This is a genomic window from Actinosynnema sp. CS-041913 (assembly GCF_050942485.1).
Lineage (GTDB): Bacteria > Actinomycetota > Actinomycetes > Mycobacteriales > Pseudonocardiaceae > Actinosynnema.
Genome location: NZ_CP192037.1, coordinates 1496789 through 1514784 on the forward strand (window position 1 = coordinate 1496789; position 17996 = coordinate 1514784).

The window sequence follows — 17996 nt, forward strand, 5'->3', positions numbered from 1 at the left end:
CGGTCACGCGTCAGACCAGCCACACCGCCGTGTCCGGCGGCAGCAGGGCGCCGTCCATCGGGCCACTGGACAGCAGCACCTCGCCGGGCGGCAGCGGCACCGGGCCGCCGGACGTGTTCAGGGCGCAGATCAGGCCACCGCCCTTGCGGCGGAACGCGAAGCACCCCGCCGGCGCGCCGTACCACTCCACCTCGTCGCCGCTGATCGCGCTGTGCGTCTTGCGCAGCTCGACGGCGTGCCGGTAGAGCGACAGCATCGACTCCGGGTCCTCCAGTTGCGACTCGGCCGTCAGCCCCGCCCACTCGTTCGGCTGCGGCAGCCACGTGCCCATCCCCGTCGAGAACCCGAACGGCGGCGTGTCGCCCTCCCAGGGCAGCGGGACGCGGCAGCCGTCCCGGCCGCGCTGGGTGTGCCCGGAACGCAGCCAGGTCGGGTCCTGGAGGGCCCACTCCGGCAGCTCCACGTTCGGCAGGCCCAGCTCCTCGCCGTTGTACAGGTAGACCACGCCCGGCAGCGCCAGCTCCACGAGCGCCATCGCCCGCGCCCGCCGGAGACCCAGCGGGCCGTCGCCGTAGCGGGTCACGTGCCGGGTCACGTCGTGGTTGGACAGCGTCCACGTCGGGGGCGTCTGGTAGGGCTGCACGGCCGCCAGCGAATGCTCGATCGCCGACCGCACCGCGTCCGCGTCGAACGCGGCCTCCACCAGCCGGAAGTTGAAGCCGAGGTGCAGCTCGTCGGGCCGGATGTAGCGGGCGAACCGCTCGTCCTCCTTGACCCAGATCTCACCGATCGCCATCCGGCCGGGGTACTCGTCCACGACCTTGCGGATCAGCCGGTGCACGTCGTGCACGGCGTCGTTGTCGAAGCGCGGGTCGAGCGAGTTGTCGCGCAGCACCCCGGAGCCGTGGGCGGCGCGCGGGTCCATGTCGGGCAGGCCGTACGGCTTGGCCATGCCGTGCGCGACGTCGACGCGGAACCCGTCCACCCCCCGGTCCAGCCAGAACCGGAGCGTCCGCACCAGGTCGGCGGGCACCTCCGGGTTGTCCCAGTTCAGGTCGGGCTGCTCGGGCGCGAACAGGTGCAGGTACCACTGCCCGTCCGGCACCCGCGACCACGCCGGCCCGCCGAACACGCTGGTCCAGTTGTTCGGCGGCTGGGAACCGTCGAACCCCTGCCCGTCCCGGAAGAAGTACCGGTCCCGTTCGAGGCTGCCGGGCCCGGCGCGGAGAGCGGCCTGGAACCACTCGTGCTGGTCACTGGTGTGGTTGGGCACGAGGTCGACGGTGACGCGGATGTTGTGCTCGTGCGCCTCGGCGACCAGCCGGTCGAACGCGCGGAGGTCGCCGAACAACGGGTCCACGTCACGGGGGTCGGCCACGTCGTACCCGTGGTCCGCCATCGGCGACGTGTAGAACGGCGTCAGCCACAACGCGTCGACGCCGAGCAGCTCGAGATACCCGAGCCGGGACCTGATGCCGTCCAGGTCACCGACCCCGTCCCCGTCCGAGTCGGCGAACGACCGGACGTAGATTTGGTAGAAGACGGCGTCACGCCACCAGGCGGACTCGTCGGCGATCTCTGGTTGGAGGTCGGAGGATCGTCGCACGAGACGTCATCCTGCCACCCGCGAAGCCCACCCCGTCCCCGTTCGGGTGATCAACAATCAGACCCAGGCGTTCATGAGGCTGTTCGCGGCCATCTCCAGGTACGCCCAAAGCTGGTCACGGTGCGCGGGCGTGAGATCCGCCTCGTCCACAGCCACCCGCATACAACGCAACCAGGCATCCCGCTCGATGGGACCGATCACGAACGGAGCGTGCCGCATCCGCAGCCGAGGGTGACCCCGCTGATCCGAGTACGTGTGCGGCCCACCCCAGTACTGCATGAGGAACAGCCGGAACCGCTCCTCAGCCGGCCCGAGGTCTTCCTCCGGGTAGAGGGGACGCAACACAGGATCGTCGGCAACCTGCTCGTAGAACCGGGCGACGATCTTGCGAAACGTCTCGTACCCACCCACCGCTTCGTAGAAGTTCTCGGCACTGCTCACCCCACCATCCTGCCTTGCACCACACGGCAGGTCGACTCACGCCCCCCAAGCCCAGCCGTCGAACCCGGTCTGCCAGGACACACCCGGCACAACCCGACGACACACCCGCTTGAGCAGCGGCGCGCGCAGCGCGCACACCGAGTGGTGGGCTGCGTGTCATCCCCGTATGGCCTGCCCGCAGGGAACCGCGCTTTTCCTGGGAATGCAAGCACGCTTTTCGCTTGCATCCCCAGGAAAAGGGTGGTTGTCTTTGACCAGGTTATGCGGGGATGACACGACGCCCGAGTCTTGCTTTTGTGTACATCCTTGGCGGCCTGCCTGTCCGGCGAGGACGCTTTTCGCTTTTTGACGAAAAGCGAAAAGCGACGCTCGCCGCTTGGCAGGCCTCCGGGGAGGGAAAAGAAAAGGCGTCGTGTTCTCCCCGTATGACCTGTCAAAGACCACCACACTTGTCAAGGAGGCGCAAGCGAAGAGCGTGCTTGCACCTCCTTGACAAGCGCGGTTGCCCTGCGGGCAGGCCATACGGGGAGAACACGAGGCCCCTTTATGTGCTCGCGCAAGCCATGAGTCGGTGTGTTCGCGCAGCTTCTTGCTGCGGTGCTAGCGCACGCTTCGGTCAGTGTGCCCGTGCAAGACGGGCGTGGCCTCCGGCCCCCGGATCAATCATCCCACAGGGGTCCGACAATCCCGGGTCGGAGGCGTCACCCGTGCGTGGGTCTAGACAGGGTCAAGACTTGAGAGAGATCTCGGACTCTTCCAGCGCAGGCATCAGCTTCGCGCGCAGCGCGCGTTGCACGGCCCACTGCCGGCCGGGTCTGACCTTCACCGTGACGCGCATGGTGATGCCCTCGGGCGTGACCTTCTCCACGCCGAGCACCTGGGGCTTGTCGATGACGTCCTTCTCCATCGACTCCTCGGCCACGGCCTTGTCGACCGCCGAAGTGAGCACCTCGGTGGCGGAAGCGAGGTTCGCGCCATAGGCGAGCGGCAGGTCCACGACCGCCACCGCGAAGCCCTGTGACGAGTTGCCGACGCGCAGGATCTCGCCGTTGCGGACGTACCACACGGTGCCGTTGGTGTCACGGATCGTGGTGATGCGCAGGCCGACCGACTCGACGGTCCCCGTGGCGGGGCCGAGGTCCACCACGTCGCCCACGCCGTACTGGTCCTCCAGCATCATGAACATGCCGGACAGGAAGTCCTTCACCAGGTTCTGCGCGCCGAAGCCGATCGCCACGCCGAGGATGCCCGCCGAGGTGAGGATGGGTGCGACGTTCATCCCCAGCTCGGTGAGCACCTGGATGAACGCCACCCCGAAGACGACGAACGTGACGACGGACTTGAGCACCGACCCGATGGTCTTGGCGCGTTGTTCCCGTCGTTCCGAGACCAGGACGCCCAGCGCTTGCGGCGCGCGTTCCCGGAGGGGCTTGAGCAGCTTGGGCTTGCGGCCCTCCGAGCCCCGGGTCAGCCGATCGATCAGCCGTCGCAGCAGGTATCGGACCACGACGGCGATGAGCACCGTCAGCGCGATCCGCAACGCGCCTTCGGCGATCTTCGGCCCGTTGGTCACCCACCAATCGACTGCCAGCGTCGACTCCACGTCCACCGACTCACTCCTCCTCGGTCTCTCAGACGAACTCCAGTCCGGTGACTCCGGCCAGGAAGGTCAACTGGTCCACGGCCAGCCCCACCGATCGGCTCACCGATCGGCCCGCGTGCCCCACCTCGGTCTCCCGGCGCAACAGCACGGGGTGCTTCGTCGGGTCGCTCGCTGTCGCGTGTTGCAGCGCCGCGCACATCTTGCGGGCGTGGTTGGGGTCCACGCGACTGTCCGACTCGAACACCGTGAACAGCACCGAAGGGTACTCAACGTCGTGGCGCACGCGGTGGTACGGGGAGTAGGACAGCAGCCACGCCAGCTCTTCCGGCACCGCCGCGCTGCCGTACTCCTCCGCCCACAGCCGCCCGAGCAGGAAGTTCTCGTACCGCACCATGTCCAGCAGTGGCGCTGAGCACACCACCGCCGCGTACAGCTCCGGCCGCTGGGTCAGCGCCGCGCCGACCAGCAGGCCGCCGTTGGAGCCACCCATGATCGAGAGCTGCTGCGGGGTGGTCCACCCGTCGGCGACCAGTTTCCCGGCGGCGGCGTGGAAGTCGTCGAACACGTTCTGCTTCCGGTCGCGCATACCGGCCTGGTGCCACTCCTCGCCTTCCTCGTCGCCGCCGCGCAGCGAGGCGTGCACCCAGACGCCGCCCGCCTCCACCCACGCGAGCGTGGTGGCGCTGTAGCCGGGGCCGCGTCCGACGGCGAAACCGCCGTAGCCGGTGAGCAGCGTGGGACGGGGGAGGTCCGGGTGCTGTTCGCCGGACACGACGAACATGCGCACGGTCGTGCCGTCCAGTGACTCGTAGGAGATCTGCTGGGTCGTCACCGGGGGCAGTTCGACGGCGCCCGGCGCGGCGGCGTGGAGAACCGTCTCGTTGTCCGACAAGGAGTACCGGTAGACCGACAGGGGGGTGACGAAGTCGGAGAAGCCGAACCACAGGACATCGCGGTCGGCCTCGGTCCGCTCGTCCACAGTGGACCAGCCGTGCAGGGAGCCGGTGCCGGGCAACGGGATCTCGCCGCGGTGCTCCCCGGTCACCGGGTCGTGCAGGTGCAGTTCGGACACCGCGTGCCGGGTGCGCAGCAGCACCAGCGTGCCGTCCAGCCACGTCGCCCCGTCCAGCACCGAGTCGGGCTGCTCGGGCACCAGCTCGGTCCACTCGGTGGGACGGGTCGGGTCGGCCACGCACAGCCGGAAGCGCGGCGCGTCGAGGCTGGTGCGCAGGTAAAGGCGGTCATCCTCGATCCACGCCGAGCACTGCGCGCCCTGCTCGACGGTGATGACCGGGCGCAGGTCACCCGATCCGTGGAGGTCCGCGATCCACACGGAGTCGCGGCGCACGGTGCCGGGGGCGCCGTTGACCAGCAGCCACCGCCCATCGTCGGTGACCGACAGTCCGTAGTAGTAGGTGTGGTCCAGGTCGTCGCCGTGGACGTTCACATCGGTCGCCGGGTCGGCGCCGACGCGGTGCCGCCACACGCGGCGGTGGAACTGGCGCTCGTCCTCGGGCACCAGGTCGGGGTCGATCCGGCGCACGTAGAAGAACTCGTCGCCGCCGGGCAGCCAGCCCACGGGGGAGTAGCGGCACCGGTCGATGGGTCCTTCGACCAGGTCGCCGGTCACGACGTCCAGGACGTGCAGGAGCGAGTGCTCGTCGCCGCCCACCGACACCTGGTAGGCCAGTCGCGTGCCCTCCAGGGACGGCGACCAGCGGTCGAGTGTGGTGCGCCCGGACGGGTCGAGTACCGTCACGTCGAGTAGCACCCGCTCGACCCCGTCTTCGAGCACGTAGAGGACGGGGTAGTCCTGATCCGGTCCACGCCGGGTGTAGAACGCCCGTCCGGCGCGCCACACGGGCGTGCCCACGGAACCGGTGCGCATGAGTTCCGCCAACCGCTCACCGAGTGCGGCCCGTCCGGGCAGCACGTCGAGCCACCCGCGGGTGAGGGTGTCCTGGTCCGCGGACCACTCGATGGTGCGCGGGTCGGCCGGGTCCTCCAGCCAGCGGTACGGATCGGCCACCGGATGTCCGTGCAGGTGCTCGACCAGATCGAGCCGTTCCGCGGCCGGGTAGGTGATCGTCGCAGGCAGGGCTGCGGGAGAAGGGTCCGTCACCCCGCCGAGGGTAGCGCGGGAACTGAAAACCATGTCCGATAGGGGCTCGTTCACCGAAGTTTTGATCTCGGCTCCATGACGCGTCACGTATCACACGTGATTTTTGGGGCCGATCTGTGGTCTGCTATGCCTGAACCGGTGGAGGTGGTCGCGTGCCAGACCGACAACCCACCCCGATCGGCGCCCTGGCGAACGCCGGGATCGCGTCGTTGGTCCCGTCCGGCCAAAAACAGCCTTCGGTGCACGCTGTGGTCGACGGGGAGGGGGCCGGTCAGGCGCCCGTGGTGTTGCCTTGGGGAAGACGTAAGGTCCTGCTGCTCAACGCCACGTTCGAACCGTTGACCGCGCTGCCGTTGCGGCGCGCGGTGGTCCTGGTCGTGTGCGGCAAGGCGGAGGTGGTGCACGGCGACCCGGCGGGCGCCGTAGTCCATTCTTCGACGTCCGAGGTGGTCGTGCCCTCGGTGATCCGGCTGAGCAGCTACGTGCGGGTGCCGTACCGGGGCCGGGTGCCCCTGACCCGCGCCGGTCTCATGCACCGGGACCGGTACCGGTGTGCCTACTGCGGCGGGCGTGCCGAGACGATCGACCACGTGGTGCCGCGCTCCCGCGGCGGGCCCCACTCGTGGCAGAACTGCGTGGCCTGCTGTGCGAAGTGCAACCACCGCAAGGCCGACAAACTGCTGTCCGAACTGGGCTGGCGGCTCCGGGTCGTGCCGAACGCGCCACGCGGGCCGCACTGGCGGCTGCTGGCGGGCGTGACCGAAGCCGATCCGCTGTGGCTGCCCTACCTGGGCGAACCGGCGGCGTAGGTCACGCGGCGAGGGCGAGGTCGTCCCGCGCGGTGATCCGGACCGAGTCGCGAGCGGTGATGCGCACGCTGTCGCGAGCGGTGATGCGGACCGAGTCCCGGTTGGTGATGCGCACGCTGTCGAGGGCCGCCGTGATGCGGACACTGTCGCGATTGGTGATGCGGACCGAGTCGCGGGCGGTGATGCGCACGCTGTCGCGGGCGGTGATCCGGACGCTGTCGAGGGCCGCCGTGATGCGGACGGAGTCGCGGCTGGTGATGCGGACGGAGTCACGGGCGGTGATCCGAACCGAGTCGCGGGCCGTGATGCGCACGCTGTCGCGGTTGGTGATGCGGACCGAATCGCGTAGTGCGGTGATCCGAACAGAGTCCTTCGCGGTGATCCGGACAGAGTCAAGCGAGGTAATCCGAACGGAGCCGCGTCCGGTGATGCGCACCGAGTCGGAGGTCACGGCCGGACGCTGAACAGGCGCAACACGTTCGGCCATCCGGGTGTACGACGAACGAGTGAGGGTGGCGGCCTGGTTGCGGTTCACGGTGTACATGTCGTGTCCTCCGAGACTCATCGGGCGGGAATTTGTATCCGGAAAGGGATGCGCAAGACCCGTACAGGTGAAAAGCTAGAAGCCGAGTGGGCGGAGGACAAGACGCCAAACCGGCCGCCATTCGCCTCCTTCCGGTGGAAGGCCGGACGGGTGTACTCACTGCGACACTAGAACCGTTCGGTTACTACTTTCAGCAACCCTCGACACCGTGCGTAACGTGAGGTCTGGTCGTGAGTCGTCCAGATCACAGACGGGTCGTCACGCGTGGGCAGATCTATCGGTGTCAAGGGTGTCCGCACGGCGGATTTCCGCCTGCTGACCGGCGCGTGGGTGACCTCGTTGGTCGGCGACGGGGTCCGCACGGTAGCCCTTCCCCTGTACACGGCGGTCAGCACGCGAAGTCCGCTGGCGGCCTCCGCCGTGGCCGTCGCGATCGTGCTCCCGTGGTTGCTGGTAGCGCTCCCGGCCGGGGTGCTGGTGGACCGTTGGCGGCCCCGGCTGGTGCTCGCCGTGGCGCACACGTTCCGGGCCGTCGTGACGGGGCTGCTCGCCTACGCCGTGTTCACGGATAGCGCGGGCGTCGTGGTGCTGTGCGCGGCCGGCTTTCTCCTCACAAGTGCGGAGACCTTCGCCGACACGGCGTCCCAGGTGCTGCTGGTGGAGCTCGCCGGACCCGACGACCTGGAGCAGGCCAACGGCCGGTTCGTCACCGCCGAGACGGTCGGCATGGACCTCGCCGGGCCGCTGGCCGCGAGCCTGCTGTTCTGGTGGCACCCGGCGGCGTGCTTCGCGCTGGACGCGCTGACGTTCGTGGTCGCGACGGTCTTCGTGGTGCGGCTGCCCGAGGCGGGGCGAGAGGCGCGTGCCGGGTTCGGGACGCTGCGCGCGCAGCTCGTGGAGGGCGCGGGATACCTGGTGCGCAACCGGGGGCTGCGGGTGCTCGTGCTGGCGGTCGGCATCTCGGCGGTGTGCGCGGCGGCGGTCAACGCGATGCTCGCGCTCTACTCGATCAACGTGCTGGGGCTGCCCGAGCAGTTCATGCCGTGGCTGGTGGTCGTGATGGCGCTGGGCGCGCTGCTCGGCGCGCGGCTGAGCCCGGCGCTGGCCCCCCGGCTGGGCGGCGCGCCGGTCATGGTCGGCGCGCTGGTGCTGCTGGGCGTGGCGTTCGCGGTGTTCGGGGCGGTGCCGCTGCTGCCGGTGGCGGTCGCGGCGGTGTTCTGCTTCGGGCTCGCGTCGGCAAGCTGGAACGTGCTGTCCGCGACCCGGAGACAGCGGCTGACGCCCACGCCGCTGATGGGGCGGGTGACGAGCGCCTACCGGGTGCTGGCGTGGGGCCTGTCGCCGATCGGGGCCGGTCTGGCGGGTCCGCTGGCCGCTTCGACGTCGCTCGGCACGGTGTACCTGGTGGCGGGAGGGGTGGTCGTGCTGACGGCGCTGGCGCTTGCCCGCCCCCTCGCCCGGACGTGACCAGGGGGATCGGTTACCGTAACCGCCGTGACCATCGTGGAGACCGTGCTCGTCTTCGCGCTGATCCCGCTGGCCATCTACGGCGTGATCACGCTACTGACGCTGAGGCCGAAGGCCACCCGCATCGTGCGGTACCGCCCTGGCCAGGAATGGGGCTACGCCCCCGTGTGGTGGAGCGCCAACCCCGGCGGCCTGACCGCCGACCACCACCACACCGAGATTTCCGCGGCCTCGGGCCCGACGGCGAGGGGAGGTGCCCGTGGCAACTGGTGAGATCACCCGCGTCGATCCGGCCACGCTCGAAGAGGGCGCGGTCGTGACCAACAGCGGCCGGGTGTCGGCCGCGAAGATGTACACGCCGCAGGCCCCGAGCCTGCCGTTCACGCCGGTGCAGCTCGCGGCCCTGGACGAGGCGCTGACGCTGGCCAGCCGGACGACAGGCCTGGACTTCAGCGTGTACCTGGGCGCGCTGGGGTCCGACACGCGCGCGAGGGCCGAGGAACTGCACGCCACCACTCCGCGCCCGTCGCACGCGGTCCTGGTGGCCGTGTCGCCGGGCGAGCGCGCGGTCGAAATCGTGACCGGCGAGGAGTCGCACCGGCGGCTCGCGGACCGCGGGGCGAAGCTCGCGGTCATGAGCATGGTGGCGTCCTTCAAGGAGGGCGACCTGGCGGGCGGCCTGGTGAGCGGCCTGCGCATGCTCACCGACCAGGCGGGCCACGCGCCCCGCTCCTGATCTTCGGAACCTGCGAAGGCCGCGCTCCTCGGCGCGGCCTTCGTCATGTTCGAGGGTTTTGGCCTACAGGTCGAGCACCAGCCGAAGCGCCGCGTCGACCTCGGCCATCTCGTGGAGGGTAAGCCTTCCCGCGAGATCACCCAGCCGCTGCGGGTCGACGGCGGTGGTCTGCTCGACCAGAACGCGCGTCGGCCGGCCGTCCAACTCGATCTCCGGCCGGAACGAGGCGGCGCGTGCCGAAGTCGATGTCGGCGCGACCAGCCAGGTGCTCAGCGGCAGCGAACTCGACTGGACCACGACCGCGTAACGGCTGACGTGCTGCTCGTGCCCGGTGGCGTTTCGAGGCGCCCGTAGCCGGTAGACCTCACCACGCACGCAGCGGCTCCAAGTCGGCGAGGACGGCGCGCGCCTCCGCGATGTCGTCCGCGTCGGCGGCCAGCTCAAGGGCTTCCCGGCGCAGCCGCTCGGCCTGCTGGGCACTGGCAGCCAGGAGCAAGGCTTCCCTGATCGCGGCCGAAGCGCTTCGACCATCCGAGGTCAGGGCCTCAAGCGCGCGTTCGCTCTCGGGGTCCGGGCGGAAGGTTATGGTGCCCATAAGACATAGTGTAGTACAAGTTGTAAGACGCAGCCGAACAAATAGAAGTCGATCTCCGACGAGTCGCCATATAGACGATGACCGGGACGGCGAACGGCGCGGCCGGCTCGATCGGCGGAACCGGCTCCTCGATCGCGGGACACCGGTGTCGGTGGCCTCCCTGGCGTCCACGGCCGCCCTCAGCGCGCCGACCTGCGGCAGGCTGACGAAGTCCCGAGACGGTGAGGGGCCCTTCCGCCGCAACGAAAGGACCCCTCACGTCAAGCCGTCAGGACCGGTCGAACTCCTGGGCCGCCAAGGCTCGCACGATGCCCGCCCGGCCCTCGGACACGAGCCGCCGCAAGGCGGGCGGGCGGTCTTCGGCCAGCCACGCGTCCGCTGCCGCCACGGTGTCCTGCGCGATCGACCACGACGGGAACAGGCCGACGACCATCGACTGGGCCCGTTCGCTCGAACGGCGGTCCCACACGTCGGCCACGTCCTCGAAGTAGCGCGCCACGAAGGGCTGGAGCAGGGTCTTCTGGCCGGGGTGCTGGATGCCCGCGATGACGGCCTCACTGACCGCGTTCGGCAGCTCGTCGTCGTTCACCGCGCGGTCCCAGGCTTCGGACTTCGCGTCGACGGTGGGGCGCAGCGCGCGGGCCGACTCGGCGCGTCGGCGGCCGGTCGCGGTGGGGTCGCGTTCCTCTTCCGCCGCGATCTCGGCCAGGCCCGCCTCGCCGTGGGCGACCAGGGCGTGCAGGAGGCGCCAGCGCAGGTCGGTGTCCACGTCCAGGCCCGGCAGCACGTCCGTGCCCTCGTACCAGCCGCGCAGGACCGCCACGCCGGTGGCGTCCAGCACGGAACCCGCCAGCGAGTTGACGAACGCGAGCTGGTGGTCGGAGCCCGGCTCGGCGGCCCGCGCCAGCTCCAGGGTCTTCGTCGCGAACCGCCGCCAGCCCTCGTCGCGCCAGGACGTGTCCGCGTAGGACGACAGCGCCGTCTGGGCCTGCAACAGCAGCCGCTGCACGACGCCGACCTCGGTCTCCGCGTGCAGGCCGCCCAGCACCAGGTTCACGAAGTCGCGCGCCTTCAGCTCCGCCTCGCGGGTCATCTCCCACGCCGCCGACCAGCACAGCGTGCGCGGCAGCGGTTCGGCGATGTCGGCGATGTGGTCGATCAGCGACGCCAGCGACTCGCTGTCCAGCCGCATCGTGCAGTAGGTGAGGTCGTCGTCGTTGACCAGCACCAGCTTGCCGCGCGGCACGCCGACCAGCTCCGGCACGTCGGTGCGCTCGCCGGACACGTCCAGCTCCAGGCGGTGCGTGCGGACGAGCTTGCCGTCGGCGTCGGAGTCGTACACGCCGATCGCCAGGCGGTGCGTGCGCAGCTCGCCCGCGCCCGGACGGGCGCCGCCCTGCACCACCGCGAACTCGGTGAAGCGGCCCTCGGCGTCGACGGAGTACCTGGGGCGCAACACGTTCAGGCCGGTGGTCTCCAGCCACTGCGCGCTCCACCACGACAGGTCGCGGCCGGACGCCTCCTCCAGCGCGTTCAACAGGTCCGCCAGCGTCGCGTTGCCCCACGCGTGCTTGGCGAAGTACACCCGCAGGCCGGCCAGGAAGTTCTCCAGCCCCACGTACGCCACCAGTTGCTTGAGCACCGAGGCGCCCTTGGCGTAGGTGATGCCGTCGAAGTTGACCTCGACCGCCTGGAGGTCCGGGATGTCGGAGGCCACCGGGTGCGTCGACGGAAGCTGGTCCTGCCGGTACGCCCAGGACTTCTCGATCTTCGCGAACGTCGTCCACGCCTGTCGGTACTCGGTGGCCTCGGCCTGCGCCAGCACCGACGCCCAGGTGGCGAACGACTCGTTCAGCCACAGGTCGTCCCACCAGCGCATGGTCACCAGGTCGCCGAACCACATGTGCGCCATCTCGTGCAGCACGGTCTCGGCGCGCCGCTCGTACAGGTAGCGCGTGACGCGGCTGCGGAAGACGTAGTCCTCCAGGAACGTCACGCAGCCCGCGTTCTCCATCGCGCCCGCGTTGAACTCGGGCACGAAGCACTGGTCGTACTTGCCGAACGGGTACTTCACGCCGAACGCCTGGTGGAAGAACCCGAAGCCCTGCTTGGTCTCGGTGAACAGCCGCTCGTGGTCCATGTGCCCGGCCAGCGACGCGCGGCAGTAGATGCCCAGCGGGATCGTGGTCCCGCCGTCGTCGAACTCGTCGCGCCACTCCGCGTACGGCCCTGCCACCAGCGCCACCAGGTAGGTGGACATCGGCTTGGTCCGCGCGAACACGTGCTTGTCCGCGCCGCCGACACCATCCACAGTGGAGTCGACGGAGGCGTTGGAGATGACCTTCCAGTCCGCCGGCGCGGTCACCGTCAGCTCGTAGACCGACTTGAGGTCGGGCTGGTCGAAGCAGGCGAACATGCGCTTGGCGTCGGCCGTCTCGAACTGCGAGTACAGGTAGACGCCGCCGTCCACCGGGTCGACGAACCGGTGCAGGCCCTCGCCGGTGTTCATGTACCGGCAGTCGGCCTCGACGGTCAGCTCGTTGACCTCGGCGAGGTCGGCCAGGGCGAGCCCGTCCTCCTCGCGGTACCCGGACACGTCCAGTTCGACCCCGTTCAGCACGGCGCGGTGCACGGTGGCGGCCACGATGTCGACCCACGAGGACGCCCCCGGCGTCCGGCTGCGGAAGGCAACCGTCGTGGTGGAGCGGAACGTGTCCGAGCCCGGCTTGCCGCCGCCGTCGGTCAGGTCCAGCTCGATCCGGTAGGAGTCGACTTCCAGGAGCGCAGCCCGCTGCTGCGCCTGGTCGCGGGTGAGGTTGGGTGCCGCCACTGGTCACCTCGTCTGCCGGCGCCGGGTGGGCTGGGCACCGACCTCGTCGGAACGGGGTACGTGTCGCGTCGGTGAACACGACAGTCGCATCCAATCACGTGAGACGGTGATAAGTGGACTCCGTCCGAGGGAAGACTCCGTGCGGTCGGATGGTTGGCAAGTGCGGACGCCGGACCGGCGGACCACATCTTGACCGCCTGAGCACGAGGAGAACGCACCATGTCGGCAGAGGGCACCACCAAGGTCGACTTCTACTTCGACCCGGTCTGTCCGTTCGCCTGGATCACCTCCCGCTGGATCCTGGAGGTGGAGCGGCAGCGCGACCTCGACCTGAACTTCCGGGTGATGAGCCTCTCGGTGCTCAACGAGGGCCGCGACATGGACGCCGGCTACCGCGAGCTGCTGGACAAGGCCTGGGGCCCGGTGCGGGTGGCCATCGCCGCCGCCCGGCACCACGGCGACGACGTGCTGCGCGACCTGTACACGGCGCTCGGCACCCGCATCCACAACGACGGCAACAAGGACTACGACGAGGTCGTGAAGCTCGCGCTGGAGGAGGTCGGGCTGCCCGCCGAGCTGGCCGCCGCCGCGCACTCCACCGAGTACGACGAGGAGCTGCGGGCCAGCCACCACCGCGGCATGGACCCGGTCGGCCAGGAGGTCGGCACGCCCACCATCCACATCGACGGCGTGGCGTTCTTCGGCCCGGTGCTGACCAGGATCCCGAAGGGCGAGGAAGCGGTGAAGGTGTTCGACGGCGCGGTGGCGCTGGCGAGCTTCCCTCAGTTCTTCGAGCTGAAGCGCACCCGGACCGGGGACCTGGACTTCTCCTGACGATCCCGATGTGACACTCTGGGGCTGAATTCGCCTCAGAGTGTCACATCACGCGGGAGTCAGCTCATGATCGAGGTCGTCAACCCGACCACCGAAGAGGTCATCGGCACGGTCCGCGCGGGCACGCCCGGCGACGTGGACGCGGCCGTCACCAGGGCCGCCGCCGCGTTCCCGGCGTGGGCCGCGACCTCGGTCGACGAGCGCGCCGCGATCGCCCGACGGGTGGCCGAGGGCCTGGCCGCGCGGGTGGACGAGCTGGCCGCGACGATGACCGCCGAGATGGGCACGCCCCTCACGTTCGCCACGAAGGTGCAGGTCCCGAACCCGGTCGGGATCGCCAACGGCGTCGCCGACGCGCTGGCGGCCGGCTACTTCGACGGCGCGGAGATCGGCAACTCGCTGGTCCTGCGCGAGCCGGTCGGCGTGGTCGGGGCGATCACGCCGTGGAACTTCCCGCTCCAGCAGATGGTGGCCAAGGTCGTGCCGGCGCTCGCGGCGGGCAACGTCGTGGTGCTCAAGCCCAGCGAACTCGCCCCGCTCACCGCCGACCTGCTGGCCGAGGTGGTCACCGCGGCCGGCGTGCCGCACGGGGTGTTCTCGCTGGTCCACGGCACCGGGCCGCTGGTGGGGGAGGCGCTGGCGGTTCACCCGATGGTGGACATGGTGTCGTTCACCGGGTCCACGCGGGCCGGGCGGCGGGTCGCCGCGCTGGCGGCCGGGACCGTGAAGCGGGTCGCGCTGGAGCTGGGTGGCAAGTCCGCCAACGTGGTGCTGGACGACGCCGACCTGGTCCGCGCGGTGAAGATCGGCGTGGCAAACGCTTTCATGAACAACGGTCAGGCGTGCTCCGCGTGGACCCGGCTGCTGGTGCCCGCGGACCGGCACGACGAGGCCGTGGACGTGGCGGTGGCGGCGGCGGCGAAGTACGTGCCCGGTGATCCGGCCCTGCCGACCACCCGGATCGGCCCGGCGGTGTCGGCCGCTCAGCGGGATCGGGTCGTCGGCTACATCCGCCGGGGTGTCGAGGAAGGCGCGCGGCTCGCGTGCGGTGGGCCGGATGCGCCGAGCGAGCGGGGGTTCTTCGTCGCGCCCACGGTGTTCGGTGGGGTTTCGGCTGACATGACCATCGCGCAGGAGGAGATCTTCGGTCCGGTGTTGTCGGTGCTGCCGTATGCCGATGAGGACGATGCCGTGCGGATCGCCAACGCCACCATCTACGGGCTGGGTGGGGCGGTGTTCTCCGCCGATGGTGATCGGGCGCTCGCGGTGGCGAAGCGGTTGCGGACCGGGCAGGTGGACATCAACGGGGCCGCGTTCAACACCAGCGCGCCGTTCGGCGGGTATCGGCAGTCGGGGAACGGTCGCGAGTTCGGCCGGTTCGGGCTGGACGAGTTCACCGAGGTGAAGTCCATCCAGCGCTGACTCCCGCGACGGTTCGGCGAGTTGGGTTCTGGGCGCGCGAGTTGCGGGTTTCGGTGGTCGCGAGTTGCGTGTTGCGGTTCGGCGAGTTGCGGCCTGAGCGCGCGAGTTGCGGGCTCCGGCCGCAGGGTGCCCGGCGAGTTGCGGGTTCCGTGGCGAGTTGCGGGTTTCCGTTCGGCGAGTTGCGCTTTCGCGGCGAGTTGCGCGTTCCAGCCGAGCCGAGCCGATTCGGGCGAGTCGATCGGGGTCCGCCGGTTGGGACGACCCGCGAGACCCCGATCGCATCCCCCCTTGAGACCGTGCCGGTCCCGGGTCCGCCCGGCGGGCTGCGCGCTCGCGGCGTGACTGGGAACTCGCACCGCGAAGGACCACCGCGCCGGCCCGCCGTGCGCTGCGGGGGAGTGCAGCCCCGGAACACCACACGGCCTGTCCCTTGTCCTCGGGACGTGGACCAGCCTGCCGGGCCGCCTGCCCGACCGGATACCGGGGAACTCCGCACTTCTGCGACGAGGGGTTGCGGCGGCCCCCTAAGCTTTCGCGGTCGCCTCCTGGGAGGCGTAGGGGGGACGATGACGACTGGACGGACCCGTGCGGCGCTGCCCGCGCCGGTGACCGAACTCGTCGGCCGGGAGGCGTTGGCCGCCGAGACCGCCGAGCGGGTGTCGCGCACCAGTCGGATGGTGACGCTCGCCGGGCCCGGCGGCGTCGGGAAGACCGTCCTCGCGCTGGAGGTGGCCCGCCGCTGCCGCGCCGAGGACGACCGCCCGGTGGCCGTCGCCTACCTCGGTGACGTCACCCGGCCGGATGAGCTGCGCCGCGAGGTGGTGCGGGCGCTGGGCATCGCCGACCAGTCCAGCGCCGACCCGCTGGACGTGCTGGTCGAGTTCCTGCGGGACAAGGAACGCCTGCTGGTGCTGGACAACTGCGAGCAGCTCTGGGAGGCCGTCGGCGACCTGTGCGCCGTGCTGCTGGCCGAGGCCCCCGGCGTGCGGGTGCTGGCCACCAGTCGGCAGCACCTGGGCATCGCGGGCGAGTACACCGTGCTGGTGCCGCCGTTGTCGGTGCGCGCGGACGCCGAGCAGTCCGACGCGATGCGGCTGCTGCTCCGGCGCGCCGAAGCCGCGGGGCGGAAGATCACCGCGGAGGACGACTGCGAGGCGTTGAACGAGCTGGTCGACTGGTCCAGTGGGCTGCCGCTGGTGCTGGAGCTGGTCGCGGTCCGGCTGGGCGGCGGCATGGCGCCCCGCGAGATCCTCGACCGGCTGGACGGCGGGCGGCTGCTGGCCACCCGCACCCGGCGCGTCCGGCCGCACCACCGCACCCTGGAGCAGACCCTGGACTGGTCCTACGGGCTGTGCTCGGAGAGCCAGCGGCGGCTGCTGGCACGGGTGTCGGTGTTCGCGGGGGGCTTCTCGCTGGGCGCGGCGGAGAAGGTCTGCTCCGGCCACGGCATCGGCGAGGACGAGGTGGTGGACCTGCTCGCCGACCTGGTGGCGCAGTCGCTGGTGATGGCGGGCCGCGACGGGCGCTACCACCAGCTCCAGCCGGTGCGCGAGTACGGCCAGCGCAGGCTGCGGGCGTCGGGGGAGGAACAGCGGCTGCGGGAGGCGCACTGCGTGTTCTTCCGCCGGCTGGCCGCCGAGTTCGCGTCCACCTGGTACGCCGCGGACGAGGTGCCGCTGCTGCGGCGCGGGTACGACGAGATGCCCAACTTCCGGGCCGCGCTCAACCACTGCGCCACCACGCCGGGCCTCGCGGAGCTGGGACTGGGACTGCTGCACGACCTCGCCCGGCTGCGCATCCAGTTCTTCTGCGCCCTGCTCGGCGAGTTCCGCGGCTGGTTCCAGCGCCTGCTCGACCTGACGCCCGCCGAGCCGACGCCGGAGCGGATCGGCTCGGCGGCGCTGCTCGGCTGGATCATGCTCTGCCAGGGGTCGCAGGACGAGGCCGGCGTCGTGCTGGAGCACTGCCGCGAGCTGGTCGGCGACCGGGACGATGTCGCTCCCGTGGTGCTGCTGGAAGGCGCGTACGCGTTGCTGGTGGACGGCGACCCGAAGAGCATCGGGGTGCTGCGCCGGGCGGTGGAGCTGTTCGAGGGCATGGGCCCGGAGTTCCACGGCGACCGGGGCAACTTCAAGCTGATCTGGGCGGTCGCGGCGGGCTTCTACGGTGACGAGGCGACCGGCATCGCGGCGGCCGACGACTACCTGGCCGACGCGCGGGCGGCGGGCGCGGAGTGGGCGATTAGCTGGGCGCTGTGGGCGCGCGGCCTGGCCCCGTTGCGGCACGGCGCCCCGGTGGAGGCGGTGTCCTGGTTCCGGGCCGGTCTGGAGATGCAGATCGGCCTGCGCGAGCAGTGGGGCAGCACGTGGTCGTCCGAGGCGATCGCGTGGGCGCTGGCGGCGGTCGTGGAGCAGGACTCGGCGGCGTCCGACGTGCTGGAGGCCACGGCCGAGCTGCTGGGGGCCGCGGTGCGGATGCAGAAGGCGACGGGTGTCGCGATCGCGGGCCTGGCGCCGTTCCGGCGGGAGCGCGAGAAGGCGCACGCGACCGTCGTGGCCCGGCTGGGCGCCGCGCGTTGTCAGCGCGCGTACGACCGGGGGACGGCGATGGCCAGCCGGGACGCCGTGTACGCGCTGGCGTTGAGCCCGGAGGTGGATCGGCGGCGGCCCTCGGAGGTGGGATTGGCGGACCTGTCGCCGCGGCAGCGGGAGATCGCGGTGCTGGTGTCGCAGGGCCACCCCAACCACGAGATCGCCCGGAAGCTGCACCTGTCGGTGTCGACGGTGGAGAACCACCTGACGGCGATCTTCGCGAAGGTCGCCGTGGTCAACCGGGTGGAACTCGGGACGTGGGTCGGCGCGCAGACCGGCGCCGCACCTCGATGAGAGCAGGGTCGCCCGACGACCGCGAGTCCGCCGACGCCACGCCACCCGCGCCCGCGACTCCTCCGAAGCCACCACCCAGCCGCCGGGCCTGCCGTCGACCGC

At 70.7% G+C, this 17996-nt stretch carries 15 protein-coding genes; 7 read left to right on the forward strand and 8 right to left on the reverse strand.

The genetic code is table 11. The features are described 5' to 3' along the window. Positions 1 to 10 precede the first annotated feature (10 nt). The 4 genes from ACQPZF_RS07350 to ACQPZF_RS07365 form a co-directional block, all read right to left on the reverse strand. Positions 11 to 1606: a glycoside hydrolase family 13 protein gene (locus ACQPZF_RS07350; protein WP_433269572.1), complete on the reverse strand. Its 1596-nt coding sequence runs from the start codon at positions 1604 to 1606 to the stop codon at positions 11 to 13. A 57-nt stretch (positions 1607 to 1663) separates the two neighbouring features. Further along, complete coding sequence (locus ACQPZF_RS07355) at positions 1664 to 2047, reverse strand: globin (RefSeq protein WP_433269574.1); 384 nt, start codon at positions 2045 to 2047, stop codon at positions 1664 to 1666. 727 nt (positions 2048 to 2774) lie between these two features. Then, positions 2775 to 3656 (reverse strand): mechanosensitive ion channel family protein, encoded by an 882-nt coding sequence (locus tag ACQPZF_RS07360; RefSeq protein WP_433269576.1) that lies wholly within the window; start codon positions 3654 to 3656, stop codon positions 2775 to 2777. 22 nt (positions 3657 to 3678) lie between these two features. Continuing rightward, positions 3679 to 5772 carry a prolyl oligopeptidase family serine peptidase gene (locus tag ACQPZF_RS07365; protein WP_433269578.1) on the reverse strand — a complete coding sequence of 698 codons (2094 nt, stop codon included), beginning with the start codon at positions 5770 to 5772 and terminating at the stop codon, positions 3679 to 3681. A gap of 152 nt (positions 5773 to 5924) precedes the next feature. On the opposite strand from ACQPZF_RS07365, the gene ACQPZF_RS07370 reads away from it, so the two are divergent. After that, a complete protein-coding gene (locus ACQPZF_RS07370; protein WP_433269580.1) occupies positions 5925 to 6581 on the forward strand; it encodes an HNH endonuclease in 657 nt (218 codons plus the stop codon). 1 nt (position 6582) lies between these two features. On the opposite strand, the gene ACQPZF_RS07375 is transcribed toward ACQPZF_RS07370, so the two are convergent. Further along, positions 6583 to 7125, reverse strand: a complete 543-nt coding sequence (locus ACQPZF_RS07375) for a hypothetical protein (protein WP_433269582.1) — start codon at positions 7123 to 7125, stop codon at positions 6583 to 6585. 264 nt (positions 7126 to 7389) lie between these two features. Between ACQPZF_RS07375 and ACQPZF_RS07380 the strand changes: the two genes are divergently transcribed. The 3 genes from ACQPZF_RS07380 to ACQPZF_RS07390 are packed head-to-tail and all read left to right on the forward strand — an operon-like array spanning position 7390 to position 9328. Continuing rightward, positions 7390 to 8592 (forward strand): MFS transporter, encoded by a 1203-nt coding sequence (locus ACQPZF_RS07380; RefSeq protein WP_433269584.1) that lies wholly within the window; start codon positions 7390 to 7392, stop codon positions 8590 to 8592. A gap of 27 nt (positions 8593 to 8619) precedes the next feature. Beyond that, positions 8620 to 8865, forward strand: a complete 246-nt coding sequence (gene ctaJ, locus ACQPZF_RS07385) for an aa3-type cytochrome oxidase subunit CtaJ (RefSeq protein WP_433269586.1) — start codon at positions 8620 to 8622, stop codon at positions 8863 to 8865. Further along, on the forward strand, positions 8852 to 9328 hold the full coding sequence (locus ACQPZF_RS07390) for a DUF5130 family protein (protein ID WP_433269588.1): 477 nt from the start codon (positions 8852 to 8854) through the stop codon (positions 9326 to 9328). The genes ctaJ and ACQPZF_RS07390 overlap by 14 nt, the downstream gene beginning before the upstream one ends. Positions 9329 to 9391: 63 nt before the next feature. Here the strand turns inward: ACQPZF_RS07390 and ACQPZF_RS07395 are convergent, their stop codons facing one another. From ACQPZF_RS07395 to pepN, 3 genes are all read right to left on the reverse strand, one after another. Then, complete coding sequence (locus ACQPZF_RS07395) at positions 9392 to 9703, reverse strand: type II toxin-antitoxin system PemK/MazF family toxin (RefSeq protein ID WP_433269590.1); 312 nt, start codon at positions 9701 to 9703, stop codon at positions 9392 to 9394. Next, entirely contained in the window at positions 9693 to 9923 is a 231-nt protein-coding gene (locus ACQPZF_RS07400) for a hypothetical protein (protein WP_433269592.1), read from the reverse strand. The genes ACQPZF_RS07395 and ACQPZF_RS07400 overlap by 11 nt, the downstream gene beginning before the upstream one ends. 268 nt (positions 9924 to 10191) lie before the next feature. Then, entirely contained in the window at positions 10192 to 12753 is a 2562-nt protein-coding gene (gene pepN / locus ACQPZF_RS07405) for an aminopeptidase N (protein WP_433269594.1), read from the reverse strand. 219 nt (positions 12754 to 12972) lie between these two features. Here pepN and ACQPZF_RS07410 point away from each other — a divergent pair, with 219 nt between their 5' ends. The 3 genes from ACQPZF_RS07410 (at position 12973) to ACQPZF_RS07420 (ending at position 17894) form a co-directional block, all read left to right on the forward strand. Next, the gene (locus tag ACQPZF_RS07410) at positions 12973 to 13587 is read left to right on the forward strand and encodes a mycothiol-dependent nitroreductase Rv2466c family protein (protein ID WP_433269596.1); all 615 of its coding nucleotides are present in this window, start codon (positions 12973 to 12975) and stop codon (positions 13585 to 13587) included. Between the two features lie 66 nt (positions 13588 to 13653). Beyond that, positions 13654 to 15009: an aldehyde dehydrogenase family protein gene (locus ACQPZF_RS07415; RefSeq protein WP_433269598.1), complete on the forward strand. Its 1356-nt coding sequence runs from the start codon at positions 13654 to 13656 to the stop codon at positions 15007 to 15009. Positions 15010 to 15575: 566 nt separating this feature from the next. After that, on the forward strand, positions 15576 to 17894 hold the full coding sequence (locus ACQPZF_RS07420; RefSeq protein WP_433269600.1) for a helix-turn-helix transcriptional regulator: 2319 nt from the start codon (positions 15576 to 15578) through the stop codon (positions 17892 to 17894). Positions 17895 to 17996: the final 102 nt, after the last annotated feature.

Bases quoted from the DNA above. Each gene is read 5' to 3' on its own strand.
- ACQPZF_RS07375 (WP_433269582.1), bottom strand. From the start codon at position 7,125: ATGTACACCGTGAACCGCAACCAGGCCGCCACCCTCACTCGTTCGTCG.
- ACQPZF_RS07400 (WP_433269592.1), bottom strand. From the start codon at position 9,923: ATGGGCACCATAACCTTCCGCCCGGACCCCGAGAGCGAACGCGCGCTT.
- ACQPZF_RS07410 (WP_433269596.1), top strand. From the start codon at position 12,973: ATGTCGGCAGAGGGCACCACCAAGGTCGACTTCTACTTCGACCCGGTC.
- ACQPZF_RS07415 (WP_433269598.1), top strand. From the start codon at position 13,654: ATGATCGAGGTCGTCAACCCGACCACCGAAGAGGTCATCGGCACGGTC.
- ACQPZF_RS07420 (WP_433269600.1), top strand. From the start codon at position 15,576: ATGACGACTGGACGGACCCGTGCGGCGCTGCCCGCGCCGGTGACCGAA.